Source organism: Desulfatiferula olefinivorans, from assembly GCF_054657895.1.
In genome coordinates this window covers 21386-34352 of the sequence record NZ_BAAHXV010000025.1, presented here as the reverse complement: position 1 = coordinate 34352, position 12967 = coordinate 21386, and the positions used below count along the sequence as shown (strand labels likewise).

10 protein-coding genes are annotated in these 12967 nt (G+C 60.0%); 6 read left to right on the top strand and 4 right to left on the bottom strand.

The features are described from left to right. The first annotated feature begins 46 nt into the window (after positions 1-46). Genes ACYQ11_RS15900 through ACYQ11_RS15885 form a run of 4 tightly spaced genes read left to right on the top strand, consistent with a single transcriptional unit; the run spans position 47 to position 2725 of the window. Positions 47-901 carry an AAA family ATPase gene (locus ACYQ11_RS15900; RefSeq protein WP_459924794.1) on the top strand — a complete coding sequence of 285 codons (855 nt, stop codon included), beginning with the start codon at positions 47-49 and terminating at the stop codon, positions 899-901. 15 nt (positions 902-916) lie between these two features. Next, a complete protein-coding gene (locus ACYQ11_RS15895) occupies positions 917-2104 on the top strand; it encodes a vWA domain-containing protein (RefSeq protein ID WP_459924793.1) in 1188 nt (395 codons plus the stop codon). Positions 2105-2132: 28 nt separating this feature from the next. Then, positions 2133-2546 carry a Rieske (2Fe-2S) protein gene (locus ACYQ11_RS15890; RefSeq protein ID WP_459924792.1) on the top strand — a complete coding sequence of 138 codons (414 nt, stop codon included), beginning with the start codon at positions 2133-2135 and terminating at the stop codon, positions 2544-2546. Beyond that, positions 2543-2725 carry a hypothetical protein gene (locus tag ACYQ11_RS15885; RefSeq protein WP_459924791.1) on the top strand — a complete coding sequence of 61 codons (183 nt, stop codon included), beginning with the start codon at positions 2543-2545 and terminating at the stop codon, positions 2723-2725. Before ACYQ11_RS15890 ends, ACYQ11_RS15885 begins: the two co-directional genes overlap by 4 nt. 101 nt (positions 2726-2826) lie before the next feature. On the opposite strand, the gene ACYQ11_RS15880 is transcribed toward ACYQ11_RS15885, so the two are convergent. Then, positions 2827-4536 (bottom strand): cation:proton antiporter domain-containing protein, encoded by a 1710-nt coding sequence (locus ACYQ11_RS15880; protein WP_459924790.1) that lies wholly within the window; start codon positions 4534-4536, stop codon positions 2827-2829. 138 nt (positions 4537-4674) lie between these two features. Between ACYQ11_RS15880 and ACYQ11_RS15875 the strand changes: the two genes are divergently transcribed. Beyond that, complete coding sequence (locus ACYQ11_RS15875; RefSeq protein WP_459924789.1) at positions 4675-7779, top strand: hypothetical protein; 3105 nt, start codon at positions 4675-4677, stop codon at positions 7777-7779. Positions 7780-7810: 31 nt separating this feature from the next. Here the strand turns inward: ACYQ11_RS15875 and ACYQ11_RS15870 are convergent, their stop codons facing one another. Next, positions 7811-9184, bottom strand: coding sequence for an aldehyde dehydrogenase family protein (locus tag ACYQ11_RS15870; protein ID WP_459924788.1), 1374 nt, complete (start codon positions 9182-9184; stop codon positions 7811-7813). Positions 9185-9394: 210 nt separating this feature from the next. On the opposite strand from ACYQ11_RS15870, the gene ACYQ11_RS15865 reads away from it, so the two are divergent. Next, entirely contained in the window at positions 9395-10024 is a 630-nt protein-coding gene (locus ACYQ11_RS15865) for a TetR/AcrR family transcriptional regulator (protein ID WP_459924787.1), read from the top strand. A 13-nt stretch (positions 10025-10037) separates the two neighbouring features. Here ACYQ11_RS15865 and ACYQ11_RS15860 read toward each other — a convergent pair whose 3' ends face one another. Together ACYQ11_RS15860 and ACYQ11_RS15855 are read right to left on the bottom strand one after the other, a co-directional pair. Then, positions 10038-11219: a YibE/F family protein gene (locus ACYQ11_RS15860; protein ID WP_459924786.1), complete on the bottom strand. Its 1182-nt coding sequence runs from the start codon at positions 11217-11219 to the stop codon at positions 10038-10040. 77 nt (positions 11220-11296) lie between these two features. After that, complete coding sequence (locus ACYQ11_RS15855; RefSeq protein ID WP_459924785.1) at positions 11297-12838, bottom strand: alkaline phosphatase; 1542 nt, start codon at positions 12836-12838, stop codon at positions 11297-11299. Positions 12839-12967 lie beyond the last annotated feature (129 nt).

The following is a 12967-nucleotide window of genomic DNA, read 5'->3' as shown; positions in this document are numbered from 1 at the left end:
GCCGAACCCCCGAATTTTCAATCTTTCAACCACATTGAGGTCTGTTATGTCTGATCAGGAATCACGGGCCACCTTCACCGGTGCCCGCAAATACGTGCTGGATGAGGAGCTGGCGAAAATCGTCAATATTTCCATGGCCCTTGAAATGCCGCTTTTGCTCAAGGGCGAGCCGGGAACAGGCAAAACCATGCTGGCCCACGCCATCGCCGAAAGTCTCAAGATGCCGCTGATCGTGCTCAACGTGAAATCCAGCATGAAACTGGTCGAGGCCCTGTACCAGTACGACACCTTGACCCGTCTGAACGACAGCAGGTTCGGGGATTCGTCCCGGGACGTGAGTAACATCGAAGAGTACATCAAAATGGGCAAGATCGGCCAGGCCTTCACGGCCGAGCAGCGCACCGTGCTTCTGATCGATGAAATCGACAAGGCCGATACGGATTTTCAGGACGACATGCTCGACGTCCTTGATCAGATGCAGTTCGATATCATCGAAATCGACAAGACGGTCCGGGCTCTCACCCGGCCGGTGATCCTGATCACCTCCAACGCCAAGAAGGATCTGTCCGACCCCTTCCTCGGCCGGTGCAACTTTCATCACATCGCCTTTCCGGATCCCAAGATGATGCGCAAGATCATCACCGTGCATTTTCCGGATCTCTCCGCGGACCTGGCCGAAAACGCCATCGCCACGTTTTATAAAATGAGGGAGATGGACGGCATCGAGAAAAAACCGGCCACCCGGGAACTGATCAACTGGATCCGGGCCCTGGATGCCGACCCCGATTTTACCGCCAAGCAGCTGATCAAGGGCGAGGTGCCCTTTCTGGGGGTCTTGTTCAAGAAAAGTCCGGATTACTCACGGGCCCAGCAGCAGCTGGCCCGGCGACGGATGTTCTAGAGAGGGGGGCTCCCCATGTTTATCGATTTTTTCTACAAGCTCAAAGAGGTGGGGCTGCCGGTCAGTCCCACCTCCTTTCTGATTCTCCAGAAGGCCCTCAAGACCGGCCTGGTCAACTCCATCGACGATTTTTACACGGCGGCCCGGTCCATCCTGGTGAAAAGTGAAAGGCATTTCGATGTCTACGATCAGGTGTTCGCCTATTATTTCAAGGGGGTGGAACTTCCTGCCATGGAAGGCCTTGAAATGGACGCCGTGGCCAAGGCCCTGCTCGACGAGTGGCTGAAGGACCCCAAACAGCTGGCCGACGCGCTGGGCCTTGACCCCAAGGAAATGAGCAAATACAGTCCCGAAGAGCTGCTGGAATACTTCAAAAAACGGCTTCAGGATCAGACCGAGCGCCATGACGGCGGCAACAAGTGGATCGGTACCGGCGGCACGTCGCCGGTGGGCCATTCCGGGTACCACCCCGGCGGCATGCGCGTGGGCGGCGAATCCCGGAACAAATCGGCGGTCAAGGTGGCCGGCGAGCGTCGGTACAAGGACTATTCGGGTTACGGACCCCTGACCCAGTCCATGGTGGGAGAGGCGCTGAAACGCTTGCGGAATCTGGTGCCCGCCGGTCCAAAGGACACGATCAACGTCGATGAAAGCATCTACCAGACCATGAAGAATGCCGGGGAAATCGAGATCGTTTTCGAATCCAGCCTGAGGGACCGGCTCAAGGTGATTCTGGCCATCGACAACGGCGGCTGGTCCATGGATCCTTACGTGTCGGTGGTTCAGACCCTGTTCGACTACGCCCGGGCCCAGTTCAAGGACGTGAAAACCTATTTCTTCCACAACACCGTCTACGACACGGTCTGGGAGGACCCGTCCCGCTATCGCAAGCCGGTGAAAATTGACAGCTTCATCAAGCGCGACCCGGAAACACGACTGATCTTCGTGGGCGACGCCAGCATGGCGCCCTATGAACTGATGGCCCGGGACGGGTCCATCTACGTCCAGGACCGGAGCGGCAAGTCCAGCATCGAACGTCTGAAATTCCTTGCGGAAACCTTCAAACATTCGGTATGGTTGAACCCGGTTCCCGCCCATATCTGGCACTACACCCAGACCATTAACACGATCCGGAACATCTTTCCCATGTACGAGTTGAGTCTGGACGGTCTGGAGCAGGCGGTAACGAAACTGATGGAATGATCTTAACGCCCTCAGAGGAGAAGCGAGCATGAGTCTTTTCAAGAAGATTTTTGGCATCTGCGACACCAGGGGCCCGGCCGACGACGGCTGCTGGTCCCTTTCCGGCGGGGAAATTCAGGTGGGCATGAAACGGGCCGGCGAAATCCTTCGGCCCGGCGGCGCCATTCGCCTGGAAGGCAAGGGCCTTGAAGCCCCCATCCTTCTGTTCCACGGTCTTGACGGCACCTTTTATGCGCTTAAAAACCGGTGCACCCACATCGGGGGACGTCGGATCGATCCGACCGCCGAGAGGGACCGGGTCCGCTGTTGCAGTGTCATGGGGTCGGTGTTCAATTACCAGGGCGACGTGATTTCGGGGCCGGCCCGCAAACCGCTGACCCGGTATCCGGTCCGCGTGGATAACGCCCGGCTGATCATCTCCCTCACGGAAGCTCGGCCGTGAACCGCTGGGTCCGGGTCGGCTCCATCGGCGTGCTCCATACCGCCGTCTACCTCTGGGTGCTGCCCCGGATGATTCTCCCCCGTTTCGGCGGGTGCGCCTCCAAAATCACCGTGGCCGTTCTGGTTCTGGTGTCCCTTGCGGTCCTGGGCGGTGCGTTTTCGGGCCGAAACAAACCCTGACGGCCGTCTTCGATGCCACTCCCCGTGACGACATCCGGGGCCTGCGCCGGCCGTCATCGTGTTCATGCGGGGCGGATGATGTTCTCACGAACCCCCCTGGATTAGGCCGGTTTGGCTTCGATGGACAGGCTTTTGATCAAAGCTAGAAAATCCGTGTAGGCCGACGTTTTCAGCACCTGTTCGGTCAGATTGGATCCTTTGGCCAGCCGGGCGATTTCCGCGATCAGTTCCAGATGCACCACGGGGTTGTCCACGGGGGTCAAGACAAGAAAGATCAGGTTGGCCGGCTGGCCGTCCGGGGCGTCGAAATCGATCCCGAGATCCGAGATGCCCACCACAACAATGGGCCCGTCCAGACCGTTAATTCGTGCATGGGGAAGGGCCACGCCTTTGCCGATCCCGGTGGGCAGGGCCTGCTCCCGTTCCCGCACGGCTTTTTCCATGGTTTCTGCATCAAGGCCGGTGCTTTCGGCCGCCATGGTCACCAGTTCACGGATGGCGCCAAGGGCCGTGTTGCCGGAAAGATTCCGGATGAAATGCCGGGTGGACAGCGTGCGGTACAATTTTCTCTGGGCTTTGGGGCGGAGAACCATGCGCATGCCCGACCCGCTGATCATCGATGTGACCATGGCCATGATCACCACGGCGACGAACAGGCGGTTGTCGATCAGTCCGGCATTCATGGCCAGAAGGCCCAGGATGATGCCCATGGCCCCTTGAGAATTCATGGCGAAGCCCACGGCCCAGCTTTCCCGGTTGGTCATTTGGCCCCACCGGGCTCCCAGATAGCCTCCGGCCAGCTTGCAGGCGAAGGCCATGAAAAGGACCGTGATGACCAGCAGGACGTCGAAGTGGGCCAGGAAATTGATTTTAAGCCCGATGCTTGCAAAGAACAGCGGGGCGAAGATAAACGAAATGAAGTAGTCGATGGTCACCCGCGTTCTCTCCCGCAGATGGGAGGAATCGCCGATGGCCACACCCACCAGAAAGGCCCCGAAAATGGCGTGGATGCCGATCCATTCGGTAAAGGCCGCCCCGAGCATGGACAGGGTCAGGGCAAAGCTGAGGACGCCGCCGGGCCATTGGGTGTAGGCCTGGAGGTAGGGCAGCACCTTGTGAATCAGCCAGCGGACCACCGTCAGCATGGCGGCGGCGAAGACCAGGGTCATCGCGATGGTCATGCCGATGGGGTGACCATGTCCGCCTGCGGTGTCCATCATCCCCAGAATCACCGCAAAGACAATCCAGCCGAAAAGGTCGTTGAACACGGCGGCGCTGACCACCACCATGCCCATGTCGCTGCGGTAAAGGCCCATGTCCATCAGGGTTTTGGCGATGACCGGCAACGCGGAAATCGACAGGGCCGTCGCGAAGAAGAGCGCGAAGACCAGGCGGGCCGGACCCGTGCTGCCGCCCATGATTTCGGGGAAAAACCAGGCGGTGGTGAACCCGAAGAAAAAGGGAAGGACGATGCTGCCGATGCCGATGCGGATGCCCAGGGTACCCTGGCGCCAGATGGTCGACAGATCCACCTCGATGCCGGCCACCAGAAGAAACAGGGCGATGGAAAGGGTGGTGACGGCGTCAAGGGCAATGGCGTTGGGCCCCGCAGCGGGAAAAAGATAGGCCATGGCGTTCGGGGCGATCCGGCCCAGAATCGTGGGCCCTAAAAGAACACCGGCCAGCAGTTCGCCCAGAATGGCGGGCTGGTGGAAGCGCCGGGCGATTTCACCCAGGGTCCGGGCCACGCCGAGCAGGATGGCCAGGGCAAGAAACAATACGGTGATCTGTTGGGGCGTCATGGTCTGCATCGCTCATCTCTCTTCGCTTGATCAGGGGTTGATGTCGATCACAGGGGCTACTATAACATAACCGGGTCGGTCGATACCACCGATAAGACGTTTATCCGGCCGGGCTTTTTTTGATTTCGATTTGGACGGGAGTGACCCATGAGAATCAAACGCACGATGTTCGGCCTGATGGCGCTGGCGGCCCTTTTGACGGCGGGGCTGCCGGTCTGGGTTGAGTGGTCGGGGGCCCGCAGGTTCCTTGAGGATCGGCTGTCCCGGGAGACCGGGGGCGACGTCCGTATCGCCCGACTGTCCGTCAACTGGCTGCCGCAGCCCCATGCCGTGTTGGCCGATGTGCGCATCGATCATCAGGCTTTCGTGCTTTCCGTGCCGGCAATACGGATATCCCCGGACCTGTGGGCACTGCTCCGGGGACGTATGGTTCCGGGCGGTCTCCGGCTGATTCGTCCGGTCTGTGAGATCGTCTCGCCGGACGCCCTGATGCACATGAAGACCGATTCGTCTTCTCCGCCTGAGGGATTGGACCTCGATGTGACCGTTGAGGAGGGGCGGATCATGGTCCTGCACGATGCCGCGGGACGGAGTATCGGGGCGAACGATGCGCGCTGGTCGGCATCAAACCTGCGGCTGGCCGCCCGTCTCTCGAAAAACGAGATCCGTGTCGAAGGACGCTGTCGTTCATCCGTTGCGGATACGATGACCCTTGACCTGAGTCTCAGGGACCTGCCGGACGGTGTCAGGGTGTGGGCTCTGGACACCGGGGTTCACCGGTTGAACCTCGAACCGTTCTGGGCCATGCTCGAGGAAACCCTTCGCATGGATCATCCCGTGTTTCGCCGTGTGAAAGACATAATACCCGAAGGCCGTATAGCTGAAGGGCAGTTCCGGTTCAGGGGAACAGACGCCCAATGGCGTGATCCGGCCCAAATGACGATGGCCGCAACGGTGACCGGGGCGAGAGTGCGCATTCCGGAGACGACGTTGACCGCAGACGGGGTGTCGGGAACGCTTGCCGTGGAGAAGGCCCGGCTTATGGGCCGTGCCATCGAAGGCCGCCTGGGCGCTTCCGTCGCAAGGGGCGGGGCCTTTGACCTGGAGCTGGCCGACGGCGAGGCCCCCCGTTTTTCCTCCGAGGTGACGATCGATGCCGATCTGTCGGCTTTGCCCGACATGCTTGACCGGGTTATGGACAGGCCCGCCGTTCGTGATGATCCGGACCGGTTCGACGGGCTCGCGGGCAGAGCCCTGATTCATCTTTCGCTGGGCGATCGTCTGGGGCATCTGCGGCCCGTGATCCGGATGTCCGGCATCCGGGCCGATTGGTTTGACCGGCAGTTGTCCGAGCGATTTACCATCGGAGGCGGCGTCCTTGTCATCGATTCCGGAGAGGTTCGCTGGGACCGTCTGGCCGGATTTTTTGGAAAAACCGCAGTGAGAAGGAGCTCTGGACGGTTCCGGTTCGGCGCCGATCCGACGATTGCCGTCGAGACCTTAAGCGCCCGCATCGATACCGGCGCCCTTTATGATCATCTGATCCGGATACCGGCAACGGCCCGGTTCCTCTCACCCCGCCTGACCGGCATGGATGGCCGGGTGGATCTTGAAAACTTCCAATTACAGGGTTTCATCAAACAAACCAACACCCTGACGTATCGGGGAACGGTGGCATCCGGGGGAGTTTCGGCAACCCTTCCGGGATTTGCCGATCCGGTTCGAATCAGCAGTCCGGGCCTTGAGTTTTCGAACACGTCGCTTGAGACAAGCCTGATGACGGTCACGGTCGCCGATCAGACCCTGACCCTGTCCGGCCGGGTGACCGACCCGTTAGCGTCCCGCCCGGAAGGAACGGTGACGGTCCGGGGAGCTCTGACGCCTTCATTCGCGACACGGCTGAGGACTCCCGGAGGTCTTCCGGACATCCTTGCACCCCGTCTTCCCTGTGATCTGGATCCCCTGGTGGTCACGCTGGAGGACGGGGTCTGGGCCGTTTCGGGAACAATCCGGCACGCGGACGATCAGGGCAGGCCGATTGTAACCAACGGTGATGTGGCTGTGGGTCCCCGGTCCATCGTGATCCGACGGCTTGCGATGGCGCATGATTCCCGCAGGGTCGAGATCCGGGGCGAGATTCCCCGGGGCGGTGAGGCGGAGGCGTCTGTCGTGTCCCTGGACGTTCGAGGTCAGGTGCGGGGAGAAACCCTGGGGTTTGTCCTGGAAAAGGGCCGGCACGTTCAGGGAATCGTTGACGCAGAGCTCCGGCTGACCTGGCCCAGGGACGGGGGCATGCCCATCACGGTCCTGGGCCAGGCCGTCCTGGAAGACATGAATCTCCCCCTGCCCGGCGGCCGGGGCCTTACGCTGACCCAAGGTCTGATCCGGGGGACGGGAACGGCGGCGGACTGGCGGCTCGGCGACCTGACATGGACCCGGCCGGGTCGGCCCCAGACGTTGACCGTATCCGGAGGGTCGGGTACCCTCGCCTTTCTTCCGGACCGGGGCGCACGGATGACGGTCGAGGACGGAGAGGTCTGCGGTGTGTCGGTCCGAGGGGACGTGTTTCTGCCGGCCTTTTCCATGGACCTCCATGCCGGGACGGACCGGCAAGCCCCCCTTTCCCTTGAGCGGCTGATGGCCTGCCTCGGGGAAGACGACACCCGGATCACCGGCCGGATGGTCCTGGATGCCGATATGTCCGGCACCCCCGACATGATCGGCGGGGGGCGTTTCATGCTCCGGGCGTCAGACGGGGTCATCGACAAAGCCCGCATCCTGTCCCGGATCCTCGCTCTGCTCGACCTGACCGAGCTGTTTTCCCGGAATCCCGTCGAGCATTTGAGCACCGCCGGCTACCGCTACGATACCATCGACATCAGCGGAACCGTCACCGGCAACAATATCCACATCGCCCGGGCCATGGTGGTCGGGGCCGGGATCAATTTTTACGCCCACGGGTACATCGATCTGGAAACCCGATCGCTTGACCTTACGGTTCTGGCCTCTCCCTTCAAAACGGTGGATGGGGTCATCGACCGGATTCCGGTGGCGGGACGGATTCTCGGCGGGAAGAACCGGAGCCTTCTCTCCGTACCCCTCAAGGTTGAAGGCCATCTGGATGACCCCCGGCTCAGGATTCTGCCCAAGTCCGTGACCGGTCTTTCGTCGGCCCTGGTCGATACCTTTGTCCAGACCTTCCGGCTTCCCTTTGTCCTGACCCATGAGCTGGTGACCGGCAAGGACCCCTGACGGCATCATCTCCCATGCCGCCCCAAGCGGTTTACGACACGGCCCGGAGAATGGCCCTGAGGTAGGGCTTGAACGGTGCGTACCGGAACCACGGGTCCACGAAGGTGGCCCGTTTGAGTACGCTTTTACGGTGGGTGAAGGTGTCGAAACTCGCCTTGCCGTGATAACTGCCCATGCCGCTCGGCCCTACGCCGCCGAAGGGCAGTTCGGTGGAGGAGATCTGCATCAGGGTGTCGTTGACGCAGACCCCGCCGGAGGAGGTTTCGGCGATCACACGCTCGATGACGCGGCTGTCCTTTGAAAAAACATAAAGCGCAAGGGGTTTGGGTCGTTCCCGGATGCAGGCGATGGCCTCGTCCAGGGCCTCGTAAGGGATGATCGGCAGGATGGGTCCGAAGATTTCCTCCTGCATGATGGGTGCGTCCGGCAAAACGCCGTCCATCAGGGTCGGCGCCAAGTATTTCACGGCTTCGTCGCAATCGCCTCCGCTGATGATGGTGCCGGAGGCTCTCAGGCCCTTGAGCCGGTTGAGGTGTTTTTCATGAACGATGCGTCCGTAAAACGGGCTTTGACGGGGATCATCGCCGAAAAAACGCCGGACGGCGGACTGGAGTTCCTTGACGAGCCCGTCCTTGACGGCCCGCTGGACCAGCAGATAGTCGGGCGCCACGCAGGTCTGGCCTGCGTTCATGAATTTCCCCCAGGCAATGCGCCGGGCGGCCAGAGGAAGGTCCACGGTGCTGTCGACCACACAGGGGGTTTTGCCTCCCAACTCCAGCGTGACCGGTGTCAGGTGCCGGGCTGCGGCCGTCATGACGATTCGTCCCACCGCCTCGCCGCCGGTGAAGAAAATGGTATCGAACCTGTGGGTCAGGATCTCGGTGGTTGCATCGGCGCCGCCTTCGATGACCGCCACACTGCCGTCCGAGAAATATCTTTCGATCAGTTCCCGGGTGAGCGCCGAGGTGCGGGGCGCCAGTTCCGACGGTTTCACAAGGGCCGTGTTCCCGGCGGCAAGGGCGCCCACCAGCGGGCAGAAGGTCAGGTTGAACGGGTAGTTCCAGGGACCGATGATCAGTGCGACGCCCAGAGGGTCGTGATGGATGTAACTCCTTGCCGGCTGAAGGCTGAGGGGGGTCCGCACCCTGCGGGGACGCATCCAGCGTTTCAGATGTTTGAGGGTGTGCTCGATCTCATGGATGACCACGTTGATTTCGGTCATGAAGGCTTCCGGACCTGATTTGTTGAGGTCGGCTTTGAGCGCGGCCATGATATCGGGTTCATGGCGGACAATGGCATTTTTCAGTGTGGTCAGGCGTCTCGTCCGCTGATCCAGGGACTGGGTCCGGCCTTCGTCGAAACAGCGGCGCAGGCGGTCGATGGTCTGGGGGATGGTACCGTGCATGGGGGCCTCCTGTGTTTGATAATAAATGAAACCGGCGCTCTGGGGCGAGGTTAAATGACTGATGGTCAGTTTGGATCTCAGCTTAATGACCAATAGTCATTTTGTCAAACACAAAAGGGTTTACAGGGGTAAAAAATATTGAGATAAAGAACCTTTCACGCTGTGGACGGGCCACCTTTCGTGAAAAAGACACCCGAAGAGACCGGACGGATGATGATCAGACGCGCCATTGACCATGAACAGAAAGAGATCAAGCGTCGGATCATTCTCGATTCGGCCCTGGCCCTGTTCGATGAAAACGACGGAAAACCGGCCACGGTGGAATCCATCGCCAAACGGGCCAACATGGCCAAGGGGACCATCTACCTGTACTTCAGGACCCGTGAAGAAATCTATATGGCGTTGCTTGAAGTGTTCATCAACGGCTGGATCACCCGGCTGGAAACCCTGGCCGAGCCCAGGGTTGAGGCCTTGATCGATCTGGTCTGCGGGTACATCGACGAGGCGCCGGTGTTCATGAAACTGGCCAGTATTTTCAATGGAATCCTCGAAAAGAACATCGATTTCGAAACGGCTTACGCCTGCAAGATAAGCCTCCGTGAACGCGTCTTCTCGGCCGCCGGGATCCTGTCCGATCTTTTTCCGGCCCTGTCCTTCGATCAGGCGGCCCGGCTGATCATGCGGAGCTTCGCCCTGTGCATCGGCCTCTGGCAGATCGCCGAACCGGCCCCCATTCTCCGGCAGGTGCTCGAGAAAGAGGAACTTCGCCTCCTGCGCATCGATTTTCAATCGGAACTCCGCGACACCTTGGCCATCCTTTGGGCCGGGGCAACGCCCTGAGTCCGATTGCCTCCTACACTTTGTGAAACAGCGCGCCAACCCAGGCTAAGGCCGGTTGACCTTTTTTCCGGGGTGTCATGCCGGGCTGCCGGACACGGTAGATGAAGGCCGCCGCGACGGCCGTCAGGGGCGCCACGGTCACCACGCCGAAACTGCCCACCAGGATATTGAGGATTTCAGCGGCGACAAAGGGGGCGTTGAGCAGGTTTTCCAGGGGAAGGCCCTTGGCCAGAAAGACCATGAACATGGTGATGTGACTTCCCGAGTAGGCCAGAAGCAGGGTGGTGGTCATGGTGCCGGTGACGGCCCGTCCGACCCGGAGCCCGGAGCGGAGGTGTTCGAACCGGCCGATGTCCGGCTGTCTGCGTTTGATTTCATCCATGGTGGCGGCGATGTCCATGGCCAGGTCCATCACGGCGCCCGAACAGGCCAGAAAAACGCTGGCGATGAAAATGTCTTTGAGGTTCAGATCGTAATAGCCCGAATAAAGAAGCATCTCGGCAAAGGGCCTCACCGCGCCGTGCAGGTGAAACAGTCCGCCGAACCAGACCGCAAGGCCGCAGGTGACCAAAAGGCCGGCCATGGAGCCGGTAAAGGCGGTCACTCCCCTGAGCGTCAGGCCTCCCACGGAAAAACAGATGACGGCGGTCAGGATGGCCACGATGGCAAGACCGGTCAGGAGGGGCGGATAGCCCATCAGAATCAAGGGGAAAAAGAGTTTCCAAAGCACCAGGGCCGCAAAGATGAACGAGAGGGCGGCTTTGATGCCGGTCACCCCGGCGATGGAAACCAGAAGAAGGGTAAACAGTCCGATGAGCAGAAGTTCGAGGTGAAGCCGGTAATACCCCCGGGCCACTCCGTTGACGGCCTGGCCGTCCTTGATCTGATATTCCACCAGAATGACCTTGCCCTCCTCGTAGAATTCATCGAGTTCCATTTTGCCGGTGAGCATGTTCGTCACCTCGATGTCCGTTCCTTCACACGGACCGCTTAAAAATCGTGCCGTCAGGTATTGGGCATTGGTTTTGACGATGAGGTTCACTTTCACGCGGCTGTTGTCCACGGCGGTGATCCGCGCCCGGTCGTGGTGGCCTTTGGGGGCCGCGGGAATCCGGGCGATGTCGATGAAAAAAAGAACAAGACAGATCAAGGCGATGATGAATGAAAAAAGCAGTTCCTGGCGAAACGGTGACATGGTTTTCCTCGGGTTTAATAGACAACAAACGGCGCCTCGATGATCGAGGCGCCGTGATGATCACGCATGCGGCAGCATTATTTTTCGACCGGCAGATCCTGACGGATGCGCATGATTTTCGCCAGTTTTTTGGCAATGTCGGTGTTGTCGTAGAATCCTTCGAACCGTTTGGCCTGGAATCCCTGGGCGAAGACGGGTACCGGAACACCGGTGTGGGAATAAGAGGTCCAGCCGACGCTGGCCTTTTCGTTGAGAATATGGGTGATGGTCACGATGATCGGTTCGTATCCGCCATAGAGCAGTTTGTTTTCATCGTTGCTGTTGTCGTTTGTGCCGACCATGGATTTATCGTAGGCGTCTTCGAGCTTTTCCTTCTGGTAGGCGTTGAGGGAGTCATAGGAAAGGCCGAAGGCGGTTTCCATCAGACTGATCATCTCGGCGTTGCCGGACAGGTTGTCGTCCAGCTCCCAGTTGTAACCGGCTTGGAAGGCGGCCTTGTGGGCGGCCCACTGATTCTGTGCCACATAGGTGAAACTGTTGGTCTGGCCGAGCAGCGCTTCGTAGTTGGCGCCGTAGCCGGTGGTGGCGTGGCCGATGGTCATACCGCCGGTTTCATGGTCGCCGGTGACCACGATCAGGGTTTCAAAGGGGTGTTTTTTATAAAAATCAAGGGCGGCGCCGACGGCGTCGTCAAAGGCCAGCATGTCACCGATGGTGGCCCGGGCGTCATTGGCATGGCAGGCCCAGTCGATCTTGCCGCCTTCAACCATCAGGAAGAAGCCCCGGTTGTCGTTGAACCAGTGACGGCCCCGGTCTTTTCTGGACAGGCAGGCAATGGCCACTTCGGTCATCTCCCGCAGGGACAGGTTGGAGGCCGGACGATCGATGGCGTAAGGCATGGCCTGGCTGTCCTGAAGCCAGGGGTTGATGCACACGACACGGTCTTTGGGCTGATGTTTAAGATTCATGATGGCATCACGGTCGTTGAGCACATCGTATCCGTTTTCCGTCAGAAGATCCCAGACGGGGTTGGCCGTATCGCCGTTTCGAGCCGGTCCGGTCGGAGCCACCAGGCCGCCGCCGCCGAAAAATTCATAACCGGACTCAGCCAGCTGGGTGGCGATGTTGTTCATGTAACCCCGGTTGGGCACGCCGGCGTAATAGGCGGCCGGGGTGGCATGATCCAGAGACACGCTTGAGATCACACCCACTTTTTTACCCTGTTCGTGGGCCAGTTCGGCGATGCTCTTGTAGCTGATGCTGCGGGTTTCATCCATGCCCACAACGCCGCTCATGGTTTTGATGCCGCAGGCGAAAGCCGTGGCCGACGAGGCCGAATCGGTCATCAGGGCGTGGGCGTCGTAGGTGGTCTGCATACCCAGAACCGGCATTTTGGAGATGTTCAGCCGGTTTTCGGGATTGAGCAGATCGGTTGCAAGGGTGGCCGAACCGCCGTTTTCCGTTGTCAGGTAGGCTTCGGCGGCCTGGATCTGGGAACTGGACATGCCGTCTCCCAGAAAAAAGAAGACGTATTTCGGCATGCCGGCCATGGCCGAACCGGTGGACAGCCCGAGCAGCAGGGCCGTCGCAAGGGCGAGTTTAAGATTGCGTCTGATCATGATGGGGTTTCTCCTTTCAATCGTGGTGTGTCGTCGTTCCGATTCATTGGTGACAGACTAAGTCGTTCTTGTCTGCCCGGGTTGTGTGTGTTGCCGTCCTCAGGTTTCAGGATGCGACACACTATGGAT

Excerpts from the sequence above, each read along its gene's own strand:
- ACYQ11_RS15875 (WP_459924789.1), top strand. The coding sequence starts at position 4,675 with ATGAGAATCAAACGCACGATGTTCGGCCTGATGGCGCTGGCGGCCCTT.
- ACYQ11_RS15880 (WP_459924790.1), bottom strand. The coding sequence starts at position 4,536 with ATGCAGACCATGACGCCCCAACAGATCACCGTATTGTTTCTTGCCCTG.
- ACYQ11_RS15895 (WP_459924793.1), top strand. The coding sequence starts at position 917 with ATGTTTATCGATTTTTTCTACAAGCTCAAAGAGGTGGGGCTGCCGGTC.
- ACYQ11_RS15890 (WP_459924792.1), top strand. The coding sequence starts at position 2,133 with ATGAGTCTTTTCAAGAAGATTTTTGGCATCTGCGACACCAGGGGCCCG.
- ACYQ11_RS15870 (WP_459924788.1), bottom strand. The coding sequence starts at position 9,184 with ATGCACGGTACCATCCCCCAGACCATCGACCGCCTGCGCCGCTGTTTC.
- ACYQ11_RS15865 (WP_459924787.1), top strand. The coding sequence starts at position 9,395 with ATGATGATCAGACGCGCCATTGACCATGAACAGAAAGAGATCAAGCGT.
- ACYQ11_RS15855 (WP_459924785.1), bottom strand. The coding sequence starts at position 12,838 with ATGATCAGACGCAATCTTAAACTCGCCCTTGCGACGGCCCTGCTGCTC.
- ACYQ11_RS15900 (WP_459924794.1), top strand. The coding sequence starts at position 47 with ATGTCTGATCAGGAATCACGGGCCACCTTCACCGGTGCCCGCAAATAC.
- ACYQ11_RS15860 (WP_459924786.1), bottom strand. The coding sequence starts at position 11,219 with ATGTCACCGTTTCGCCAGGAACTGCTTTTTTCATTCATCATCGCCTTG.